This is a genomic window from Sphingobacterium sp. GQ94, assembly GCF_059758715.1.
The window spans coordinates 18,487-41,788 of sequence record NZ_JCAXEC010000013.1; the positions used below are offsets into that span (position 1 = coordinate 18,487).

The window sequence follows — 23,302 nt, forward strand, 5'->3', positions numbered from 1 at the left end:
TCTATACAGCCTTGTTGTCTTTCACGCTTCAAGGCTAATTTTTTTAAATGAAAAAATCAGCGCTCAGAACAGCCTATAAGTTAAAGCGAAATGCATTAAGCGACACCCTTATTGCAGCGATGGACCGGCTCATGTTTTTGAATTTACAAAGCTTGCCTTGGGATGCCATCACTTATTTGCATTGTTATCTGCCAATTGGAAAATTTAAGGAATACAACACACAGCCATTTATTGAGTGGATTTGGCAAAATTATCCACAAATTACAGTTTTGATTTCTAAATCTGATTTCCAGAACCATCAGCTTACTCACTACCGTTACGATGCCCAAACTGAATTACAAATCAATGCTTGGGGGATCGCTGAGCCTATAGGTGGACAACCCGTTGCGGCAACATGTATTGATGCGGTGCTTACGCCATTATTGGTCGTTGACGAGCAGGGCAACCGGGTAGGATATGGAAAGGGTTTTTATGATCGATTTTTTAGTACCTGCAGGGCGGATGTATTGAAGCTGGGACTGTCTTATTTTGAGCCTGTCAACACCATAGAGGATACTCAAATATGGGATATTCCTGTTTCTTTGGTTGTCACTCCAGAAAAAATCTATTATTTCTAAACCCAAGAATGAGGGTACTGTGCTTTTTACAATGGAAAGGCTGGTCTAAAAAGGCTTAGGAGCTCTTTCCACCCCTTTTAGACCTTACTTCCCCTTTTTTATTATTTGTAAAGAATTCTGAATTTTATCGTGTTATCCACTTGTTTTAATTGCTTTAGCATCTTTTTGTCATAAGCAGCATCTATATCGGTTACCGCATAACCGATTTCCGCTCGAGTTAACAAAAATTGAGAGAATATATTGATATTATTCTCTGCATAGATATTGTTTATTTGCGCCATAACACCTGGAACATTGTTGTGAATGTGTAATAACCGATGTGCACTGGCTAGTTTTGGTAAGGTTAAATTGGGAAAATTACGGCTCTGATCTGTATCTCCATTATTAATGAAGTCAGCCATCCGACGCGGGATGAACTCAGCGTTGCGTTTTTTTTCTTTTTTATCATCAAAAATTACAATTCCTTTCTCGTTGCAAATGGATTTTGAAATCTTTGTTTTACTATCGCCCAAATACCCTATGGTTTTAAGTTTATCTGCTCTACTTAGCACGTCCTCAGATAAACTTTCTCCGGGACCCAAAAGCAGCATGCCGACGTCTTTGATGTATTTTTCTTCTAGAGTCTCCTTAATCCGTATGGAGAATCCATCTCTTTTGAGGATATGGCCCGCTATTTCTGGAACCTTACCCACGATGAGACATAGGATGCGATTCTTAGGATAAGAAATGGCGCGGGGTAAATCATTTACATACAAAAATTCATCAAAACTTGGCGCTATATGGTCCGCTTTATCGGTTACCGATTGCCGTGATATGTTCTCGGTAAAGGCATAGAATTTTTCAATCAGACCGGATTCTTTTAATTGGAAATCAGAATAGCCGTCGCCTATTCCAAATATTCTGCCATTTATCTTTAATTCCTTTAGGAGTTTAACCTTCCCACCTTCATCAGAGAGAGGGTTATTTTCATCGTAACCAATGATGTTTCCATCGGTATCAAATATAAATGTATTTGCATAGATGTTTTCTTTCTTAATGTGATATGGGCTCACCACGGGAGTGATAAATTCTTTAAATCCACCTGATACAATCAAAGCGGTGTCTGAATTTTCTTTAAAGAAATTTTTGTTTCGACTAAAAGAGCTAGATACTTTCTTTTTCAAAAAAACGATCAGTTTCTTCAGATGCTCCCGGTTCGCCTGCAGAAGCTTAACTCTGCCTGCTAGACTTTCTCGAAAGGAAATCTTTCCTTCCATTGCCAGATTGGTGAAATTTTCAATCTCTTTGTAGATTTTTTCTTGATCTGGATGGTCTTTTAGGGAGATTCTTGCTAGTTCGTCTAAGGCTTCAACTTGGGTAAATGTACTGTCAAAGTCTATGATGTAATAGTTTTTCACGGTTGTTTGTTTAGGTATTTTTATTTGTAATAGGCTTGATATACTTCTTGAAGGGTTTCCTCTAAAGGTTTGAATTTGAACCCGATGGCTTGTTGGATCTTAGAATTATCGTACATCATTTGCTTGCTCGCGGCTCTGGCCGTGTCGGCTGTGATGGCTGGTTTCTTGCCGGTAAAGATGGATGCGACTTTGGATAGTCTCCACGCTACTGAGAGCAGCAATGGTGTTGCTTTGATGCTCGGTTTGGGTTTTCCCATAAGCTGACTGATCCGATTGAGTAGATCCTGATTGCTGATGTTTTGCGTGTTGAGGATAAACCGTTCCGCTGTAATATCACTATTCATGAGTTGAATCATTGCTTGGGCCACATCGCTCACATCCACAATTCCAATCGAACCTGTTGGGTATATTTTGTTCCCTTTTTTTACCATATTGAAGATTGCACGTGAACTGCCAGGAGCACTTCCAAGGCCGATAATAACCGACGGGTTTACAATGACGGCGTCTAAACCTTCCGCAATTCCTCGCCAGACTTCTATCTCACTTTCATATTTTGCTAAACTGTATTTAGAAATTTTTGAATTAGGTTCCCATTTGTCAGATTCTTTGACGGGCTGACCGAGTTTATTGGTGCCTAAGGCAGCAATGGAGCTCACATGAATTAAGCGGGCCTGATGTAAGGTGCAAAGGTCTACAATATGTCTTGTTCCTTGAATATTTGTCTGCAGCATTTCATCGGTCTCATGGCTTTGATAAGATATTTTTGCTGCACAGTGGTATACGTGTGTTATATTCTGAAACAGATCCTCTAACTGAAAATAATCAGTGATGTCGGCCTCAACCCATTGGATTAATGAGGAAGATTTTAGATGATCCGGTATCAAGGAGCTCGGGCGTTTTACAGCGGTAACGCTTTGACCATCATCAATGAGAAATTGTAAAATTCGGGATCCCAAGAACCCTGTGCCTCCTGTTAATAAAATCACTTCCTAACGTATTGTTGAAAAATTGTTTACATCAAAAGTAAGTTAATAAATGCATATTTGCTAAACACAAAAGCATATTCTCTCTGATATTTTCAGTAATTAGACAATCTATATGACATTAGCAGATTTTTTATCACCGATCTCCTTCAATTCAACAATAACACCTGAGTCTTACTACAATTCACAATTTGGACATACTATCCTAAAATATGTGGATGAATTTCCTACCTGGGACCAAACCAGTAGACCTGGACTGGCCATCATCGGTGTATTGGAGGGACGGTCCTCGGTGAATAACAATGGAACACAAAAGGGGCCGGATGTTGTTCGTAAGCATTTATACGATTTGTATCAGGGAGATTATCAGGTAAAGATTGTCGATTTAGGAAATATCAAAGCGGGTGCAACCGTGAATGACACATATGTTGCTTTAAAGACGGTTTGTGAGGAACTTATCAAAGAGAACATTGTGCCGATTTTAATTGGAGGGGGGCAAGACCTTACCTATGCACAATATAGTGCATATGAAAATTTAGAGCAAAAAGTGGAGGTGGCGATTATCGATGCTAAGTTTGATCTTGACCAGGATAATATCACGGACATGCCTTTGAATTCAAATACCTATTTAAACCACATTATACTTCGCCAACCAGATTATCTTTTTAATCTGAGCAATATTGGTTTTCAAACTTATCTGGTGAGTAAGGAATCCATCTATATGTATGAGAAACTGTTTTTTAATGCATTGCGTCTAGGTTCCTTTTCGGATAAATTGGATCAAGCTGAACCGATAATTCGGGCGGCTGATATGGTAAGTTTCGATATCGGGGCAGTACGCGCCTCTGAGGCCGGTGGGAATGCGAATGCTGGTCCAAATGGTCTTTATGGAGATCAGGCTTGTCAATTGGCTAGATACGCGGGTATGTCTGATAAATGTTCCTCTTTCGGAATTTATGAATTTAACCCCAGCTACGACCCCATGGGACAGACCGGGATGTTGATTGCGCAAATGATTTGGTGCTTTATTGATGGCTATTACAGCCGTAAGAAAGATGCCCCAATGTACCCTAAATCAAACTACATTATTTACCGAACGAGCTTAACTAGCGAAGATTTTGAGCTTGTTTTTGTAAAGAGTAAAAAATCAGATCGTTGGTGGATGCAGGTTCCCTATTTTGGGTCCAAATCCGTTAATGAACGTTTTTATTTGGTTCCTTGTCGTTATGAGGACTATCAACTAGCGGTAACGGGTGAAATGCCTGATTTATGGTGGAAAACGCATCAGAAGCTTCAATAATTCTTTTGAATCTCATGAAATGGAAATAATATATTTAGTTAGTATTCTGATTTTGGCAGGAATATGCGGGATATTGCTTTGGCGAAACGCACAGGCAATGAGTCGCCATGAGTTTGATAAAATTCAAAAGCAGTACAATGAATTGAACGTGGAATTCGGCAAAGTTCAGGAGCGTGAACGTCTTTTTTGTACTCAGAATGAGAAACTTACTGAGGCTTTAAAAATAGAAACTCAAGCAAAACAGGAAATTGAACGTATTTTGGAAGGAAATAGTGCTTATTTGGATGCCCAGCAAGAGAAGTTTGCTGAGCAAAAACTAGAAATAGAATCTATTAAAAGGCAGTTTAATATTGAATTTCAGGTTCTTGCGAGTAAGATATTGGAGGAAAAGTCTGAGAAATTTACCAAGCTTAATCAGGACAACCTTACACAGGTCTTGGACCCATTGAAGGAGAAAATAAAAAGTTTTGAGCAGCAAGTCGAAAAAACGTACCAAATAGAATCAGCTGAGCGTCACGTGCTCAAGGGGGTGGTAGAACAATTGATGATTCAAAGTACACAGATCAAAGACGAGGCAAATAACTTAGCAAAAGCGCTTAAAGGAGATAATAAAAAACAAGGCAACTGGGGGGAGGTTATTCTGGAGAAGGTATTGGAACGTTCTGGATTAATGAAAGACCAGGAATATAAATTACAGGTTAGCAGCATGGATGCTAGTGGGAGGAGATTTCAACCTGATGCAATTATTTATTTACCTGATGATAAACACCTGGTGGTGGATGCTAAACTCTCTTTGGTGGCTTATGAACGGACCGTTAATGCCGATACTCAGGAGGATCGAGCGCTGTTTATGAAACAACACATTCAGTCGCTGGAAAATCATGTGAAAGAACTCTCGGCAAAAGACTACCAATCGCTTTATGGGATACAATCTCCTGATTTTGTCTTGTTATTTATTCCAATAGAATCTTCTTTGAGTTTGGCGGTGAACGCAAAACCTGAACTCTTCAGCGAGGCTTGGGACCGAAAAGTTGTCATCGTAAGTCCTTCCACACTTTTGGCAACCTTACGCACCATTGCCGGCCTTTGGAAGCAAGAAAGGCAGAATAAGAATGTTCTTGAAATTGCCAAGGAAGCAGGCTTACTCTATGACAAGTTTGTTGGTTTTTTAAACGATATGGATCAGCTACAGGATATTTTGAATAAAGCTTCGGCTAAACAGGAGGATGCCATGAAAAAGCTAAGCTCAGGGCCGGGGAATGTTATTCGGAAGGTTGAACAGTTAAAAACCCTGGGTGCAAAAGCAGGTAAGCAAATTGATGCCAAGTTTTTGGATCGATAATGCCTAAATGAGGGGTCAAATCAGGTATAAGAAAGATAAAGGCACCGCAGATTAAATTCTCGGTGCCTTTATCGGATGCTGCATGGTCCTGTTAAAAACCACCAGCATGGTCATCTCCCCTTGGGTCAGCGCCGGTTTGACGTTTACCGTTGGGAAGTATTATAATGTTTTCTACCCGGCCAATAGCTCCTCTTGGATTTATTTTGTAACCATCCTTGGAAAGACTATTTCGGGTCGCCGCGTCAATTGCTTTGCTTTCCACATCGATGTGATCAGGTTGCCATTGGTGGTGGAACCTTGGAGCGCTTACTGATTCCTGAGCGTCCATGTCAAATTCAAGTACATTTAATATGGTTTGAAAGACAGAGGTAATAATGGTGGAACCACCTGGGGTTCCGACAACCATTTTCAAGGCCCCATCTTCTTCGACGATGGTAGGAGTCATTGCACTTAGCATGCGTTTTCCAGGTTGAATGGAATTGGCTTTACCACCTAATAATCCATACATGTTTGGTGAGCCTGGTTTTACAGAGAAATCATCCATTTCGTTGTTTAATAAGAAGCCAGCCCCTTTCACCCAAACATAGGATCCGTAAGATCCATTGATGGTTGTGGTTAGCGAAACGGCATTACCCATGGGGTCAACAATGCTGTAATGCGTGGTTTGCTCAGATTCATAACCGGGAAATATTGCCGCTTTTATTTCATCACTTGGCGTCGCTCTTTGAAGGCTAACTGTGCTCATGCGTTCCTGATTAAATTTTTTGTCCATTAAATTTTCAATAGGAACTTTATAAAAATCAGGGTCACCCAAATGAGTGGCGCGATCCGCATACACTCTTCTTTCTGCCTCAACCATTGCGCGAATGGTACTGTCATGCTGGAAACCCCATTTGGCCAATGGGTATTTTTCTACAGATTGTAATAAGGCCATCAAGGCTACTCCGCCACTCGAAGAAGGAGGCATGGAGATAATTTTGTAATTTTTATAATTTCCCACAATTGGTTCTCTCCAGAGGGCTTGATAATCTTCAAGGTCTTTTAAAGAGATGATTCCGTTACTTTTTTTCATCTCTGCAACAATGTATTCCGCTGTCTCACCTTTGTAAAATCCATCCCGACCTTGGCTAGCTATTCGCTTAATGGTTTGGGCAAGTTCTGCTTGTACAAAAAGATCTCCTGCTTTCCACTGCTCCTGACGAATGATGGCTGCACCGTCTGGGTTGTGTTTTTTGAAGCGTTCTTGATATCGGTTAAATTCACCCGCCTGGCGTTCGGTAATGTTAAATCCTTTGGATGCCAGTTCATAGGCTGGTTCCAATAGTTCATTCCAGGGTAGAGAACCATATTTTTTATAAGCCTGATCCATTCCTGCAACCGCTCCAGGAACGCCTGAGGCCAATTGACCATATAGGCTTAAGTCTTTAATTGGGTTGCCATCCTTATCCAAATACATATCGGTAAATGCTGCTGATGGGGCCTTTTCACGAAAATCTAAGGAGGAGACCTGTCCGTCGTTTCCCCGGTAGACCATGAACCCACCTCCACCAAGGTTTCCTGCATTGGGATATACGACCGCCAGGGCAAACTTAACTGCGATCGCTGCATCAACTGCATTTCCTCCTTTTTTAAGGATGTCCACACCGACTTGCGTGGCCAAGGGATGGGCAGTTACTACAGCTGCCTTCGCATATTCATTGCTTGTTTTTCCAGCTTGCTGATTGACTGAACAGGAGCCTAGGAAAAAAAGAATAAAAAATAAATGGTATAAAGTAGGTCTTTTCATGGCTTAAAGATATCAATTGTTTATTAATTTTCTACTTGTGGATAGACTTCAATCAGTTTAATTTTACTATCTTCAATAACTCATATACAAAATTTAATATTTTAAAACTATGCCTTACCTTTTGTTACTCTTTGCGCTTTTAGTTAGCACTGTTTCATCGGCTCAATCGATCCGTATATTGAGCTATAATATTCACCATGCTAATCCTCCTGGAAAGCCAGGTGTTATCGATATACAGGCAATTGCAGATGTAATTAATGAGGCAAAGGCCGATGTGGTGGGTGTTCAGGAGGTTGATATTCATGTCTCTAGATCCGAGATGGTTAATCAGGCAGAAAAGCTCGCTGAACTTACCGGTATGGAGTATTACTTTTCTAAAGGAATTGATTTAGAGAAAGGCTATTATGGTGTATTGATCCTAAGCAAACACAAGATTGTTGGTAAAAGAAGGTATGATTTACCGATGCCTATCCCAAGTGAAAATCGCTCTCTGGCCATCGTGGATGTGCAATTGCCGAATGGTAAAGTAATCTCGGTTGCAAACACACATCTGGATTTAAAAGAAGAAAATAGGATAGCCCAGGTTGGTTTTATCAACGAGCTTACTGAATTATACACTAGACCTTTAATTCTGCTTGGTGATTTGAATGCAAAACCAGGCTCTGAACCAATTAATATATTGGATAAGCACTTTGTTCGTAATCAAAAAACGAACCAGCCAACTTCCCCTAATCATAACCCCAAAAACGAAATAGATTTCATTATGCTATTGAATAATGTAACCTTTGAATGGAAAAGCTACAAAGTGATTCAAGCCGTTGAGGAATCTGATCATTTACCTGTATTGGCCGAGATACAAATCAACTAGTATTTCCTTAAGGTCTGAGTTTGGGATTGTTTATATGACGCTGGGCATCGCGTATGTTTTTCTTTGCAAGGTTTTTCATTAAAGCTTGCGTCAAATCGATTCCCGTTTGATTGGCCAGGCAAATCAAGACAAACAAGACATCCGCCATTTCATCGCCAAGGTCTACCTGCTTATCGGATTCTTTAAAGGATTGCTCGCCGTATTGTCTGGCCATGATACGGGCAACCTCACCGACTTCTTCCATGAGCATGGCAGTATTGGTGAGTTCGCTGAAATAGCGAACTCCAGTACTCTTTATCCATTCATCGATGGTTTGTTGTGCTTCTTGTATGGTCATGTTTTCGAAATTAGAAATTGTCTTTGTCTTTTGTGTTCATCACGATGGTTACCGGCCCCTGATTAACCAAGTCGATCTCCATCTGTGCCCCAAAGATCCCCATTTGAACAGGGCGATCTAATAAAGCGCTCAGTCGCCCTGCCATCTCCAGGTACATGTGTTTCGCCTTTTCTGCTTTGCTGGCACGAGTGAAAGATGGCCTATTTCCTTTTTTGGTTTGGGCAAATAACGTGAATTGAGAAATTAACAGGATATTGCCGCCAATATCCTGTATTGATTTATTCATTAACTCCTGTTCATCGGAGAAGATTCTCAGATTTGCTATTTTTTGAGCCAACCAAGCCAGGTCAACATCATCGTCCAGGTCCTCGATTCCTAAAAGAACCAATAGACCTTGTTGTATTTCTCCGGTAACTTTGCCCTCTACCGTGCATGTTGCCCTTGAGACTCGCTGAATTACTGCTCGCATGAGCTAAAAATAAAATTTAAAATTTGATATTCAAACCCAACATAGCATTCCTTTGTGCCTGAGGGTAATAGAAATTGTAATCTGACCTTTTTTCATCCGATTCAAACATCTGACTCCAGGTGTATCCAGAGGTTGCATAGGTGCTATTAAAGAGGTTGTTTACCATCAAATTCAGATCAATTCTTTCTATCCCAAATACGGAAAAAGTATATACAGCTTGAAAGTTATTGACAAATGAGGGGTCAATGCTTCTTGTTTTTTCAGAGGTGTTATCCAAATAAATTCTAGATATCGCTTTGCTTATTAGGCTCAAGCGAAGTGCCTTGTTTGGCTTATAGGTAAAGTTGCTGCTCAGAACGCTGCTCGGGGATTTTGCAATATTACTGCGGTCATGCTCGATTTTTACCGTTTTTAAAAATTCCCAATCTTGGTTATATAACGGAATCTCCTCGACAAAATTTTTGATTTTATTTTGGCTAAATGCAGCATTAGCAGACCATTGCAAGGTTTTGTTGATGAACCAGGTTGCATCCAGTTCAAGACCTATTCGGTAACTGTCTTTCACATTGATGCGAAGGGCTGATCCTACATCGTTAATGGCCCCGGTTGGAATGAGTTGGTTTTTGTAAAACATACCATACAGGTTCGAGTTCAAGATAAAATTTTCGTTCTTGAAGCGATAACCCGCCTCAATATTCTGCATGCTTTCTGGGTTTGGAAACTCGTTCTTTGGATTTTCTACATAATCATTCCGACTTGGTTCTTTACTAGCTAAAGCGTAGGATGCATATAGATTATGGTGTGTATTTAGTAAATACGTTATTCCGGCCTTGGGGTTGATAAAATGGAGTTGATCTTTGAAATCTAACCCCTTTATTTTATCATCATCTCCTTTGCCCTGGTAATGAATGTTACGGTATTGCAAATCGAGATTAAATAGCCATTTATTGCGTTTGAAGTCTGTTTTGGCAAAGAAATTAAAATCATTTTTTTTGGCCGTATTAAAGTAATACGGGTCATTTATTTCACTGTCAGATGCATATCTGGCCCAAATCACTTCGCCCATATGCTCTCCATCGTACTGATTGTAGGCTCCTCCAAAGGTGAAGTTTAGTGCTGCGCTGGGTTTGTAATTTAAGGAATAGGTCAGGCCATAGAAATGATTATCTAGCCACCTTCTACGGATTAAGTCCGTTTGGTCTATCAGGGTATCTCCGAGTACAAGCGGCGTAATTCCATAGTGACTCATGGAATTGTCTTCGCGGTATTCTTCATAGTAACCCGCGCCCCGGGTGTAATGTAACGCCGTATTGAAATTAATTTTTTCATTTACGTTGTAACTGTAATGAAACTGGGCGTGCGTCTGGGTGTAATTATCCGTTTGATTATCGTACGTGTAATAGTTATATTGTCTATCGGCATTCAAAAATCGTTCTCTTTGTTCACCGAATAAGCCCATGTTATCCGCATAATCTTCTATACGTTCTTTGTTGCCGGTAAATAACGGTTCGGCTAATCCATACCAGGCTTGATAGGTCTTTTCTTTTCCAGAAAAAATGATTGCTTTCAAGGTGTGTTTTTGTGTGTACATCCCTGCATCTACATAAAACGATTTTAAATCTGAGCTTGCTCTTTCTACGAATCCATCGGAGAGAATGTTGGATAGTCTTGCATTTAATGAAAATTTATCATTGATCAAACCTGTTCCTAGTTTTAGCGTATTCTTCCAGGAATTATAGGATCCAAAGGAGTTCGATAGCTCAGCATAGGAATGGGGTTGTTGGGCGTCGGTTTGGAAATTCAAAGAAGCCCCGAAAGCCCCTGGACCGTTTGTAGAAGTTCCAATTCCACGCTGGATTTGGATACTCTCAGTACTTGAGGCGAAATCCGGTAGGTTTACAAAAAAAGAACCCATGCTTTCTGAGTTGTTGAGTGGAATTCCATTTAAGGTTACATTGATCCGCTCTGAATCTGAGCCCCGGATGGTCAAGTTGGTGTATCCAATCCCGGCTCCCGCGTCCGAACCAACCACTACCCCGGGGGTCTGGTTAATTAGGTATGGAATATCTTGGCCAGTGTTAGAAAACCGGATATCCTCCTTTGTGATGTTTTTGTACGTGGTTGCCGAATTCTCTTTCGCTCTTGTGGCCAATACATACACTTCTTGCGCCACATAAACGAGCTCTTGTAGTTGAATAATTTGTTCTGATTGACTAACAGGGTTAATTAAAACATGCTCTGGCTTGTAGCCAATATAAGATACTTTCAATGCATATTGTTTATCCTGCAAGCCAGTGAATGTCGCAAGGCCATTTGAATCTGTTTTGACATGTTTGTCGTTTAGGCTCACATTTGCCGAGGCAATCGCCTGGTTTTTGTGATCTGTAACTTTTACCGAAAAACGGAGTTGAGCAATGCTCGAAAATGCAATCAACCACAGGGTTGTTGTCATCATTAGCTTATTAAGCATACTAAAAATAATGTATTTATTGAGTTAAACTTCCTTGATGCAAGGGGTCACAACAAGCCTTATTTAACCGCCCATTTCCCACGCTGGCATTATCCAGATCGGGTATGTAAGAAAAGCATTTGCCATTCTTACAGGGTATATTCTCAGCCTTAATTCGTGTTCTAGGAACAAGGCACCCCTAATCGAATTGCAAATATATTCAATTTTTAACGAGAAAGCAAGGGTTCCATTTTATGGCTGAATTTTCAATTAAACAGAAGTAGTATGTTAAAAAATCCTATTTTATTGAGATTATTGTTTTATAGTTAAAAATTATTTGTTTTTTTGTAAGTTGCATTCTGGCTTTTGAAGGTTTTTGTGTTGCGTTTAAATAAAATGAAACTAAAAATAGTATGAAATATTATTCTGCCGATATTGTTTACCCTGTTGTAGGGCCAGCAATGGTTAAAGGCGTCGTGGCGATGGACAACCTTGGTGTTGTCATTGGACTTTACAATCATGGTGAAATAGAGGAGTCTCTCATAGAGCGATTCACAGGAGCGCTGATTCCCGGTTTCATTAATGCGCATTGTCATCTGGAGTTATCACATATGATTGGAAAAATTCCTGCACATACTGGACTTCCAAAATTTTTATCCCAGGTGATGAAAAATAGAAAATTCCCGGAAAAAGAAGTTGAATCTGCCATTCTGAAGGCCGATAAGATGATGTATGAAAATGGGATACAGGCTGTCGGAGACCACGTAAATTCCAATATAACAGCAAAAGTAAAACAGAAAAGTCCAATTACATACCACACTTTTGTCGAAATGTTCTCGGGTAACCAAGAGGATGTCAGCAGCTGTTTTGATCAGGCCAGAGAGATCGAATTTCATTTTGATTTTAAACATGCCTCGATTACTCCACATGCGCCGTATTCCAGCAATAGACATTTATTTCGGAGCTTAAAAAAATCAGTTAATGAGGATAATATTTTCAGTATTCATAACCAGGAATCTGACGAGGAGAATAAACTCTTTAGATACAATACTGGAGAGTTTCTGGATTTTTTAACGGAGATTGGTCTTGATATCAGTAACTTTAAAGCCCAGGCAAAAAATTCGCTGCAAACTTACTTGAATTATGTTCCGCGAAAAAATACATTAATCCTTGTGCATAATACATATACCTCTATAAAAGATGTTGATTTCGCGGGACGGATAGGAGAGAATTTGTATTTCTGCTTTTGTCCCAAAGCAAACAAATATATTGAGAACAGGATACCGAAAATTCCTAATTTTTTGATGCATGATATCCCATTGGTTATTGGAACAGATTCTTTGGCCTCGAATGATACATTGGATGTATTGGAGGAACTGAAGGTTCTTCATCAGGAATTTCCGGAATTGGATTTCCAGCAAACCATTCAATGGGCTACAATTAATGGAGCTAATGCGCTAAATCTATCGGATGAGCTGGGCTCCCTGGAGGTTGGCAAAAAGCCAGGATTGGTCTTGCTTGAGGGAATGAATTCTGGGGTATTATCGAAAGATGTAAAAGTTAGAAGAATTAGATAGCGCTAATCTCTCATTCTTGTTCTACCTTTGAGAATATGAAACATTGGAATATTTCAATTAGGGGTAAAGTTCAGAAAGTTTTTTTTCGGGCCTCAAGTAAGGCGGTCGCTGATCAATTGGGTGTTAAAGGCTTTGTCCTGAACCAAGCTGATGGATCCGTTTACATCGAGGCAGAAGGAGATTTGTTTGCCCTGGAATCCTTTTTGGAATTCTGTGAGCAAGGTCCCCAGGATGCTGAAGTAGAATCCGTAGACTATATAGAATCCGCAACTCTCAAAGGATTTAATAACTTTGAGGTGGTCAAAAAAATTAAATCCATTTAAGTGTCAGGAGTTAAGAAATTTGTTAGCGATACAGTGATTTATGGTTTTACAACCATATTCTCTCGTCTGCTAAATTTTATTATGACTCCTTTCTTCGTACAGACCTTTCAGGTGTCTGTGTATGGAGTGATGACCAATATCTATGCGTATGTTTCCATGGTGAATGCTATGCTGGCCTTTGGAATGGAAACGACTTACTTTAGGTATTTGCAAAAAGTAGAAGGGGATAAGCAAAAGGTTTTTGACTCGAGTTTTTTCATTACCCTGATTACAATCACTGTTTTTTTACTATCGATTTTTACCTTTAGTGAACCCGTAGCCTACTGGATATCGGAAGGAGATCATGTTTCAGAATATTTAATTTATGTGAAACTCTTTGCTGTTATCTTAGCTGCTGATGCGCTTGTGGTAGTCCCTTTTGCAAAACTTAGAGCACAGGGTAGACCCATTCGATATGGCGTAATTAAAATGGTCAACATCCTTGTTTTTATTGGTTTAAACCTTTTTTTGCTGGCGCTATTGCCCGAATTAATTAAAGAGTATGATTTTATTAGCATGCTATGCAAAGGTTGGTATCGTGAGGGCTGGTTAGGGAACGTTTTTCTTGCTAATTTAATTGCAAGTGTGGTTACTATCGTCTTGCTGGCGCCACAAATCTCTACTTTTCGATTTCGTCTCGACCGGGCATTACTTCGTAGTATGATTGCATATTCTTTTCCAATTTTAATTGCTAATATTTCCTTTATTATTAACGAACACCTGGACAAAATGATGTTTCCTCGTTTATTGCCTGGAGAGCAGGGTGATCTGGATTTAGGAATTTATGGAGCGGTTACTAAATTGGCCGTTTTCCTCAATTTATTTGTAACGGCTTTTCGGTTAGGCGCTGAGCCATTCTTTTTTGCCTATGCAAAAAATGAGAATGCAAAGGAAACTTATGCCATGATTATGAAATATTTTGTCCTGGCGATGTTGCTGGTCATGGTCGGTATTTGTGCGAATATCGATTGGCTTAAATATTTTATTAAAGGCAAGGAAATGGAGCAAGAAATTTATTGGTCGGGTCTGCCATTGGTACCTATTTTGTTATTCAATTTTGTTCTGTTAGGAATCTACATGAATTTATCTGTTTGGTATAAATTATCTGATCAAACCAGGTATGGCTTGTATATTTCTGGACTTGGGGCGCTGATGACTATTGTGCTAAATTTTGCTTTAATCCCAATGTATTCTTATTATGGAGCTGCCTTGTCAACGACTGCGGCTTATTTCCTAATGGTGAGTTTATCGTTTTTCTGGGGACAAAAAAACTATAGAATCCCTTATCAAGTAAAAAACATGTTTCTGTATATCGTTCTTGGGGTCTCTATATCCTGGATTGCATTTAATCAAGGTTTTTGGATTGGGAATGTTATATTTCTATTTTTTATGGGAGTTGTCCTCTATTTTGAAAAATCTACTTTATTGCAATTTCTCAAAAGAAAATAAAGTTATTCAACTTTTATCTGAGGGTATCCTCTATAAAGATAAGTGTATTTGGCCCCTAAGCAAGTTCCTGCTCCGCAAAATTATGTCTAATCTCCTGCAATACTTCAATAATCAGATCGATCTGTTGTAACTCGACTAATTTCATTCTGTATTCCTTGAAATTAGGAATTCCTCTGAAATAGTTTGCATAATGTCTTCGCATTTCAAAGATTCCCGTCTTATCACCTTTCCATTCAATGGATTTGCGCAAATGCGTTAAGCAAACATCGACTCTTTCTGATATACTTGGTGGATCAAGTCTTTCTCCTGTATTAAAAAAATGTTTGATTTCCCGGAATATCCATGGATAACCAATGGATGCCCGCCCAATCATGATGCCGTCTACTTCATATTCTTGTCTCCAAGCCGCTGCTTTTTCAACTGAATCAACGTCTCCATTGCCAAAAATTGGAATTTGAATTCTGGGATTTCTTTTAATGTCTTTGATCATCGACCAATCGGCCTGCCCTTTATACATCTGTGCCCGTGTTCGCCCATGTATGGATAATGCTTTTATGCCAACATCTTGTAAACGCTCAGCAACCTGGTAAACATTTTTCGTGTCGTCATCCCAGCCCAATCTGGTTTTTACAGTCACTGGTAAGTCCGTTGCATCGACCACGGCCTTGGTCATAGCTACCATTTTATCGATGTCTTGTAGCAAACTTGCGCCTGCTCCACGGCAAGCCACATTTTTTACAGGACATCCGTAATTAATGTCAATTAAATTCGGGCCAGCCGCCGCGCAAATCTCCGCTGATTGCCGCATGTGTTCAATGTCGGAGCCAAAAATTTGAATACCAATTGGGCGTTCATATTCGAAAATATCTAATTTCTGCCTTGATTTTGCCGCATCACGGATTAAGCCTTCAGAGGAAATAAATTCGGTATACATCAAGTCTACACCATTTTCTTTACACACGTAACGAAATGGAGGATCACTCACGTCTTCCATAGGCGCTAACAATAGCGGAAACTCTCCTAAATCAATATGTTCACCAATTTTCACCGACATTCCTAGTTAATTTCCTACAAAGGTAAGGAAATTAATGTTTTGCTTCAACATGCTGTATTTATTGGTGGGCTTGAATCAACGTAATTTCATTGACGAATTCCTGTATAGCCAGAGCGGGGTTGGAGGACTTCATAAAGTTTTCTCCGATTAAAAAAGCGTTAAAGCCTGCTTTTTTTAACTCGCATATGGTTTTTGGATCTGAAATCCCACTCTCAGAAACTTTGATGTATTGATCCGGGATCTGATTTACTAAATCATAAGAATGGCTTAGTGATACCGTAAAATCTTTGAGGTTTCTATTGTTGACTCCTATAGCATCTATGCTCTCAAAGAGATTCTGCTGTAGCTCCTGTTCATTGTGTACTTCCAATAAGACATTCAATCCAATGGATTTGGCGTAGTCTGCAAACGATTTGAGTATCGGCGGCTCCAAACAGGCTGCAATCAACAGAACGATATCCGCCCCATAAGCTTTTGCCTGAGTAATCTGGTAGAGGTCGACAATGAATTCTTTTCGCAACAGGGGAATGCTTAAGGCTTGCCTGGCTTGTGTTAAATCCTCAAGAGTCCCTTGAAAAAAAGCGGAGTCAGTCAGCACGGAAACGGCTGAGGCACCAGCTTGTTGGTATCCGGATACGACATCTTTGACGCTGGAAATTCCATTAATTAATCCTTTGGAGGGTGATGCTCTTTTGTATTCTGCTATAATGCCTGTGCGATCTGGATGCAGAATGCTTTCTCTTAAGTTGTAGCATGATCTGTCAAACAGGGGATAGGATTGTAACTCTTGTATGCTAAGTTGCTGTTTGCTAATTGAAACCTCTTCTTTTTTTCTTTCTACGATTTTATCTAAAATAGTCATAGCGATTTTATTGTTTTAACCAGTTGGCTATTAATATTTTTCCGTTGTCTGTTAGTATGGATTCTGGGTGAAATTGCATGCCTTTTACATCGTGATCTTTGTGACTAAGGGCCATGATAACTCCATTGGGATCTAATGCAGTAACTCTCAGACATTCCGGAAGGTCCTGAGGATCTACCGCCCAAGAATGATATCTACCCACTTGAGAATCCTTAGGAAAATCTTTAAATAAGGGCTCATCCGCATCCGTTATTTGGATTGCTGTTGCCACACCATGGAGTGGTTTTGGCATGTTGTAAAGGGAACCCCCATACACCTGGGCAATGGCTTGTTGTCCCAGACATATTCCCAGTATACTTTTTGTTGATCCATAAGTTTGAATCACATCCATCAACAATCCAGCTTCTTCGGGTATGCCAGGTCCCGGAGAGAGTAAGATTTTATCAAATTGTTCAACAAAGTTCAGATCAAACTTGTCATTTCGAATCACCTGGTAGGCGTGGTTTAGTTCTTGCAGCAGGTGAACTAAGTTATACGTGAAGGAATCGTAATTATCGATTACTAAGATTGGCTTATTCATTTTTATATTTTCTGAGCTAATTCTAATGCTCTGCGTAAGGCAGAAATTTTATTGTTTACTTCTTGTAATTCTTTTTCAGGATCAGAGTCCAACACAATTCCTGCACCAGCTTGGTAATGCAATACATTTTGTTTGCTTAAAAAAGATCTGATCATGATGGCGTGATTAAAATCTCCATCAAAACCCATGAAACCCAAAGCGCCTGAATAAAAAGATCGTTGTTGAGTTTCATAACGGTCAATTAGGGTGAGTGCCATATGTTTAGGTGCTCCTGATAAGGTTCCGGCAGGAAATGTATCGGCTACTATATCAAATGGATTCACATTTGGATTTAAAATGCCACTAACTTTGGATCCCAGGTGAATAACATGAGAATAATATTGTGCTTGTTTATAGGACTTCACCTCCACATTTTTGCAATGCATACTCAAATCATTTCGAGCGAGATCCACTAGCATAACGTGTTCAGAGCTTTCTTTTGGATCGTTTTTAAGCTCTTGCGCAATTTTTTCATCTTGCTCTTGGTTGCCTGTTCTTTTAAAAGTCCCCGCAATTGGGTATATACTCGCTAGATCATTTTTAATGGTTAATTGTGCCTCTGGAGAGGAACCAAATAGTTTAAAATCACCGTAATCGAAATAAAACAAGTATGGTGAAGGATTTATGGACCTTAATGCTCTGTAGACATTGAATTCATCGCCAGCAAACGGTGTTTGAAATCCCCTTGAGGGTACAATTTGAAAAACATCACCGCGTTGAATATGTTCTTTCATTTTCAGCACCAGCTCTTTGAACTCTTGGTCTGTAAAATTCGAGGTTTCTTCTCCCTTGAGTTGAAAACTATATTCCGGGAAGTTTTTATTTTGGATTAGAAATTCGAGTCTTTGCAATTCACTTTGTTCATCGTGCAGTAAATGTTCAAAAATATGTAATTGATTTCTGAAATGATCAATCGCAATGACATATTTATAAACATGATACTGAAGCGTGGGTATATCGCGTTTTGGATCTTTCTGCGTACTTAGGGTGATGTCCTCGAAATGTTCCACTGCATCAAAAGTGAAATATCCAAAAAGGCCGTTACTGAGCAGGTTGTACTGATTTGGATGTTGATCCTGAAATAAATCCCTGAAACGGGCAACTTCCTCTCTTAGGTTTAATCCCTTGGCCGGTTTGTTTGTTTTTGCGTTGTTGGGTAAGCTAATGGTTAGTTCATTCTCATCCAAGATAATGCTGGCAATTGATTGACAGCAAATGTAACTAATGTTATTGTCCCGGCTCTGGTGTTCGGAGCTTTCCAGCAAGAGGCTATTGGGAAAGGTATCACGAAGCCGTAGATAAATACTGACTGGCGTGGTCGTATCGGCTAGGATCTTGCTATGATTGGTGTTAAATTTAAAGCTCATATCTTTTAATTTCATGTGTTGTTATTTAATAAAAAAAGCCCGACGTATGACGTCGGGCTACATTAGTGGTTTTGGTTGATTATGAAAAATCTTATCTATGAATATACCACCTTCCCGACTTAATTAGTCAGGTGCCACCAGCGATTAGTATATTTGATTTGTGTCTTCATTGCATGACAAAATTAACAGAAAAATTGAATAATCAAATTTTTTTTGTTAAAAAAGCAATAATAATGGATAATTTTTAGTCATTTAACAAATCCGGCCTGCGTTCCTTTGTTCTTTTGAGCTGCTGTTCATGGCGCCATTCTGTAATCTTTGCCTGATGCCCGCTGAGTAAGATTTCAGGAACTTTATGACCATTCCAATCGACCGGTCTGGAGTAGATTGGTGCATCCAGAAGCCCGTCCTGAAAGGAATCGGATAGGGCTGAGGTTTCGTCCGATAAAACCCCCGGAATGATACGCACGATAGCATCTACTAAGATAGCGGCAGGTAATTCTCCACCCGAGAGAACATAGTCACCAATGGATATGTCTTTGGTAACATAAAGATCTCTTATTCTTTGATCAATGCCTTTGTAATGACCACATAAAATCATGATGTTTTTTTTGGAGGTTAGTTCATTTGCCATCTCCTGATTGAGCGTTATGCCATCGGGACTCATGTAAATAATTTCATCATATTCCCTTTCCGCTTTTAACTTTTCTATGCATGCGGCAAAAGGAGCAATTTGTAAAACCATGCCAGATCCTCCTCCGTAGGGATAATCATCTACTGATTTTTGCTTATTTTCAGAATAATCCCGTAGGCTATGTACGTGTATGCTGGTTAAGCCTTTATTTTGGGCACGCTGTAAAATTGAGTGCGCGAATGGGCTCTCTAATAGTTGAGGTAAAACGGTTATGATATCAAAACGCATCTTGCAAAGGTAATGGATTGTTCTGAAAAGTAGAATGCAACGCAGTGAACATTATTTTTTAATCCGTTCAACAATATTAGTTGTGTGGCTTACTATTATTGTGTGTAAATGAGTTATACTTTGCGTATTAATAGTATTTGTTTTTCTTTGTGTAGAGTTTACTAATACTATTGCGATATAAAATATCTTTGTTTATCTTAAAATTTCTTATTAGGTAGTTTTTGGTTAAATTTCTGACCAGTAGGCGGTAATATATTGTTTAATAGTAAATTTAGTAAAAAATATGGGGATTTGTTTGTGTAAACAGTTGTCTGAGATTACATTTGGCATAAGCATAGCAGTTATTAACCACAATCCGTTACTATATGCTTAAAATGATTATTAACTAAACAAATCAAACATGAAACAAAAATTACTCAGTATTTTTTTGCTGTGTATCATGCTCATTGGTGTGGTGTATGCTCAAAATCGACAAATTCGTGGGCAAGTAACATCCGCTTCTGATGGTACACCAATCAGTGGTGTTTCCGTGTTAGCTCAAGGAACTAATACAGGAACTCAAACCGATGGTCAAGGGCAATACTTGCTTTCAGTTCCAAGTGGAACTGTCCTTGTGTTTAGCTCAATTGGTTTCGAAAAGATAACCATGACCGTAGGAGCACAATCTATTTACAACGTACAGATGACCTCCAACGAAAACACTTTGGATGAAATCGTTGTCACCGGTGCAGGTTTAACAGCAACCAAAAGATCTCTAGGAGCTGCCCAAACAACCATTAAGGCAGAGGATTTGCAAAGAGCTAAACCCTCGAACGTGGTTACTGGTTTAACGGGAAAAGTTGCAGGTTTAAATGTACAGGGTGTTGGTAGCGGTGTAAACCCAAATTATCGGGTTATGTTGCGGGGTATGCGTTCCTTAACGGGAAATAACCAGGCACTTATTGTTATTGATAATGTGATCTCACCTTCTTCCATGTTGGGTAACTTAAACCCCGATGATGTGGAGAATGTGACGGTATTAAACGGGTCATCAGCTGCAGCGCTTTATGGATCTCAAGCCTCCAACGGAGCTTTGATTATCAAAACCAAAAGAGGAGCAGTAGGGTCAGGATTTGAGGTTGTGGTTGAGAATACAACGACTTTCGAAGATGTTGTGTTTTTACCAGGGGTACAAAAAAGATTTGGATCCGGGTATGCCTCTCACTTTCCATCTTACGTTCCTTATGAAAACCAACAATATGGTCCTGGATTTGACGGATCGTTGGTTAATATTGGAGAACCCCTGGAAGATGGTACTCAGCAAACCGCGACCTATTCTTGGAATGGTGGAAAGGATGATTTTTGGGAAACTGGTGTGACCAATATGACCAATTTATCTGTGGCTTCTAAAACGGAAAAGAGTTCCTTTCGTTTTTCAGGTCAGTATCTTAATTCTACTGGAACAGTTCCCTTTGATAAATACAACAGAGCTTCTGCTCGTATCAATGGATTGACTAATTTAACAGATAAGTTTGACGTTGCTTATACGGCATATTTCGCGCAGAATCGTTACGATATCACCAGTGCGAATTCAACGATTTATGATAACGTGTTACAATCTCCGGGTCACGTCCCTCTTACTTCGTATAAAGATTGGAAAACCAATCCTTTTGCGGACCCAAGCGGGTATTACAATGCCTATTACAATAACCCGTATTTTGTAGCGGAAAATAATCGGGCATTTACACGTAATGATTATGTGATGGGGAATGTGGAGTTGAATTATAGACCAATGGAATGGTTGGACTTTATGGGCCGCGTGGGTATGACTACTCAGAATTACTCTTCTAAGGCAACTACCGGCGTTTACTTATTCAGCGATTATGCCAAGACTTTTGGGGCGTACAAAGGGTCTGATATTCTCGGATCTGTAGGAGATGGATCCGGTTATACGACCAATATTGTGACTGATATTGTGGGTCATGCTAAACAAGATTTGGGTGACTTCGTAATTGATTATACGGCATTATTTCAGTATGTTCAAAATCAGAACTCAGGTTTAGGGGCTAGCGTAAATGGTTTAGTTGTACCTGATATTTACAATTTAGGAAACTCTTTAAATAACCCTGAGGCGGGTCAAAGTTCTTATTTAGCCCGTACTTTTGGTCTTTCTGGAAAAGTTGACTTTGCTTACAAGAATTATTTATTCTTATCCTTAACCGGTAGAAATGACTGGGTTTCTATTTTGGATCCAGAAAATAGATCTTTCTTTTATCCAGGAGCTTCCTTATCGTTTGTTGCAACAGATGCCATTGAGGGTTTAAAAGATTTTACTGCTCTTAATTTCTTGAAATTACGCGCAAGCTGGTCTAGAGTTGGTCAGGTGAACGTGGGTAATTCCAGTAATTTTGGTGCCTATTCACTATTGCCTGTATTCTCTCAAGGAGCAGGTTATCCATACAATGGAATTGGTGGACACACGCTTGGAAATCAAGTGGTTCAGCTTGGTTTGAAACCGGAGATGACCCGCAGTGTTGAATTTGGGTTTGAATCGGCTTGGTTGAATAACAGAATCTTAGTGGATGCCACTTATTTCGATAATAGAACAACTGATAATACTGTTCCTACTGGAATTTCATGGGCTACAGGGTACAGCTCGTACCTAGTGAATGCAGGAACAACTACAGGTAAAGGTCTTGAATCAAGAGCTAGCGTGATTCCTTTTAGAAATGATGATTGGGAAATCAATGTAGGTGGAAACTTTACGTATATTGATAACCGCGTTGAATCTATTTCTGGAGATTTGGAGATCCTTACTTTAGGAGCGTATGGTTCTGGTGCGGGTTCTTACGCTGTTGCAGGAGAGAAATTTCCAGTAATCATGGGTAAGGCCTACAAGCGAGATGATCAAGGACGGATCATTGTAGATAAAATTACTGGTTATCCTTCGGCAACTGAAAATAACGTAATTTTTGGTTCTGCTATGCCTACTCATATGTTAGGGTTGAATTTCAGTATCAGTTACAAAGGATTAAGTTTTTACACCAGCGCGGAATACCGTACAGGTAATTACATTTACAATGCTGGTGGTGGTTCTTTTGACTTCTCAGGAGCGGGTATCAATACAGTTGCCTACGATAGAGAGCGTTTTGTGATTCCGAATTCTTCATATTGGGATCAAGCGACTGAGTCTTATGTTGCCAATACAAATATTAGTATTTATGATGGTGGACCTGATTATTGGACTCTTGGAAATCCGCGTACGGGTATCCATGAAACGTATGTAACCTCGGCTGCTTTTTGGAAAATTAGAGAAGCTTCTTTAAGTTATGATTTACCAAAATCAATATTAGCAGGTCAAAAGGCAATCAAAGGAGCCAGAGTAAGTGTTCAAGGAAGGAATTTATTTTTATGGACACCTTCTACAAATGTGTATACAGACCCTGAATATTCAGATGGAAATGGAAGCTCAAATGGTAATGCCTTGGGGTTAACTAACTTGAGTCAGACTCCTCCTTCGCGTTATATCGGATTTTCTGTTTCGTTAACTCTTTAAGAACTCT

At 39.6% G+C, this 23,302-nt stretch carries 19 protein-coding genes; 8 read left to right on the forward strand and 11 right to left on the reverse strand.

Translation table 11 applies throughout. The features are described 5' to 3' along the window. The first annotated feature begins 47 nt into the window (after positions 1–47). Positions 48–617 carry a 5-formyltetrahydrofolate cyclo-ligase gene (locus AC6CHH_RS12185; RefSeq protein ID WP_498283215.1) on the forward strand — a complete coding sequence of 190 codons (570 nt, stop codon included), beginning with the start codon at positions 48–50 and terminating at the stop codon, positions 615–617. Between the two features lie 101 nt (positions 618–718). On the opposite strand, the gene AC6CHH_RS12190 is transcribed toward AC6CHH_RS12185, so the two are convergent. Next, complete coding sequence (locus AC6CHH_RS12190) at positions 719–2,014, reverse strand: HAD-IB family phosphatase (RefSeq protein ID WP_498283217.1); 1,296 nt, start codon at positions 2,012–2,014, stop codon at positions 719–721. Positions 2,015–2,034: 20 nt separating this feature from the next. Continuing rightward, entirely contained in the window at positions 2,035–3,000 is a 966-nt protein-coding gene (locus AC6CHH_RS12195) for an NAD-dependent epimerase/dehydratase family protein (protein ID WP_498283219.1), read from the reverse strand. A 112-nt stretch (positions 3,001–3,112) separates the two neighbouring features. Between AC6CHH_RS12195 and AC6CHH_RS12200 the strand changes: the two genes are divergently transcribed. Continuing rightward, complete coding sequence (locus AC6CHH_RS12200; protein WP_498283221.1) at positions 3,113–4,297, forward strand: formimidoylglutamase; 1,185 nt, start codon at positions 3,113–3,115, stop codon at positions 4,295–4,297. A 19-nt stretch (positions 4,298–4,316) separates the two neighbouring features. Continuing rightward, complete coding sequence (locus tag AC6CHH_RS12205; RefSeq protein WP_498283223.1) at positions 4,317–5,639, forward strand: DNA recombination protein RmuC; 1,323 nt, start codon at positions 4,317–4,319, stop codon at positions 5,637–5,639. A gap of 91 nt (positions 5,640–5,730) precedes the next feature. Here AC6CHH_RS12205 and ggt read toward each other — a convergent pair whose 3' ends face one another. Further along, the gene (gene ggt / locus AC6CHH_RS12210) at positions 5,731–7,425 is read right to left on the reverse strand and encodes a gamma-glutamyltransferase (protein ID WP_498283225.1); all 1,695 of its coding nucleotides are present in this window, start codon (positions 7,423–7,425) and stop codon (positions 5,731–5,733) included. A 109-nt stretch (positions 7,426–7,534) separates the two neighbouring features. Between ggt and AC6CHH_RS12215 the strand changes: the two genes are divergently transcribed. Continuing rightward, entirely contained in the window at positions 7,535–8,293 is a 759-nt protein-coding gene (locus AC6CHH_RS12215; protein ID WP_498283227.1) for an endonuclease/exonuclease/phosphatase family protein, read from the forward strand. 7 nt (positions 8,294–8,300) lie between these two features. Here the strand turns inward: AC6CHH_RS12215 and AC6CHH_RS12220 are convergent, their stop codons facing one another. From AC6CHH_RS12220 to AC6CHH_RS12230, 3 genes are read right to left on the reverse strand one after another with little or no spacing between them, the layout of a single operon-like run. Then, complete coding sequence (locus AC6CHH_RS12220; protein ID WP_498283229.1) at positions 8,301–8,630, reverse strand: nucleotide pyrophosphohydrolase; 330 nt, start codon at positions 8,628–8,630, stop codon at positions 8,301–8,303. A 10-nt stretch (positions 8,631–8,640) separates the two neighbouring features. Continuing rightward, positions 8,641–9,099 (reverse strand): D-aminoacyl-tRNA deacylase, encoded by a 459-nt coding sequence (gene dtd / locus AC6CHH_RS12225; protein ID WP_498283231.1) that lies wholly within the window; start codon positions 9,097–9,099, stop codon positions 8,641–8,643. Between the two features lie 16 nt (positions 9,100–9,115). Continuing rightward, positions 9,116–11,569 (reverse strand): TonB-dependent receptor, encoded by a 2,454-nt coding sequence (locus AC6CHH_RS12230; RefSeq protein ID WP_498283233.1) that lies wholly within the window; start codon positions 11,567–11,569, stop codon positions 9,116–9,118. A 392-nt stretch (positions 11,570–11,961) separates the two neighbouring features. Here AC6CHH_RS12230 and AC6CHH_RS12235 point away from each other — a divergent pair, with 392 nt between their 5' ends. The 3 genes from AC6CHH_RS12235 to AC6CHH_RS12245 are packed head-to-tail and all read left to right on the forward strand — an operon-like array spanning position 11,962 to position 14,936. Beyond that, positions 11,962–13,125 carry an amidohydrolase family protein gene (locus AC6CHH_RS12235; RefSeq protein WP_498283235.1) on the forward strand — a complete coding sequence of 388 codons (1,164 nt, stop codon included), beginning with the start codon at positions 11,962–11,964 and terminating at the stop codon, positions 13,123–13,125. A 35-nt stretch (positions 13,126–13,160) separates the two neighbouring features. Beyond that, positions 13,161–13,448: an acylphosphatase gene (locus tag AC6CHH_RS12240; RefSeq protein ID WP_498283237.1), complete on the forward strand. Its 288-nt coding sequence runs from the start codon at positions 13,161–13,163 to the stop codon at positions 13,446–13,448. Next, complete coding sequence (locus AC6CHH_RS12245) at positions 13,449–14,936, forward strand: lipopolysaccharide biosynthesis protein (protein ID WP_498283239.1); 1,488 nt, start codon at positions 13,449–13,451, stop codon at positions 14,934–14,936. Between the two features lie 55 nt (positions 14,937–14,991). On the opposite strand, the gene dusB is transcribed toward AC6CHH_RS12245, so the two are convergent. From dusB to trmD, 5 genes are all read right to left on the reverse strand, one after another. Beyond that, a complete protein-coding gene (gene dusB / locus AC6CHH_RS12250; RefSeq protein WP_498283240.1) occupies positions 14,992–15,990 on the reverse strand; it encodes a tRNA dihydrouridine synthase DusB in 999 nt (332 codons plus the stop codon). Positions 15,991–16,048: 58 nt separating this feature from the next. Then, on the reverse strand, positions 16,049–16,852 hold the full coding sequence (trpC, locus tag AC6CHH_RS12255; RefSeq protein ID WP_498283242.1) for an indole-3-glycerol phosphate synthase TrpC: 804 nt from the start codon (positions 16,850–16,852) through the stop codon (positions 16,049–16,051). A gap of 7 nt (positions 16,853–16,859) precedes the next feature. Further along, positions 16,860–17,432: an anthranilate synthase component II gene (locus AC6CHH_RS12260; RefSeq protein ID WP_498283244.1), complete on the reverse strand. Its 573-nt coding sequence runs from the start codon at positions 17,430–17,432 to the stop codon at positions 16,860–16,862. A 2-nt stretch (positions 17,433–17,434) separates the two neighbouring features. Further along, positions 17,435–18,838 (reverse strand): anthranilate synthase component I family protein, encoded by a 1,404-nt coding sequence (locus AC6CHH_RS12265; RefSeq protein WP_498283372.1) that lies wholly within the window; start codon positions 18,836–18,838, stop codon positions 17,435–17,437. Between the two features lie 244 nt (positions 18,839–19,082). Further along, on the reverse strand, positions 19,083–19,760 hold the full coding sequence (trmD, locus tag AC6CHH_RS12270) for a tRNA (guanosine(37)-N1)-methyltransferase TrmD (RefSeq protein WP_498283246.1): 678 nt from the start codon (positions 19,758–19,760) through the stop codon (positions 19,083–19,085). Between the two features lie 400 nt (positions 19,761–20,160). Between trmD and AC6CHH_RS12275 the strand changes: the two genes are divergently transcribed. Next, positions 20,161–23,295: a SusC/RagA family TonB-linked outer membrane protein gene (locus AC6CHH_RS12275; protein ID WP_498283248.1), complete on the forward strand. Its 3,135-nt coding sequence runs from the start codon at positions 20,161–20,163 to the stop codon at positions 23,293–23,295. Positions 23,296–23,302 lie beyond the last annotated feature (7 nt).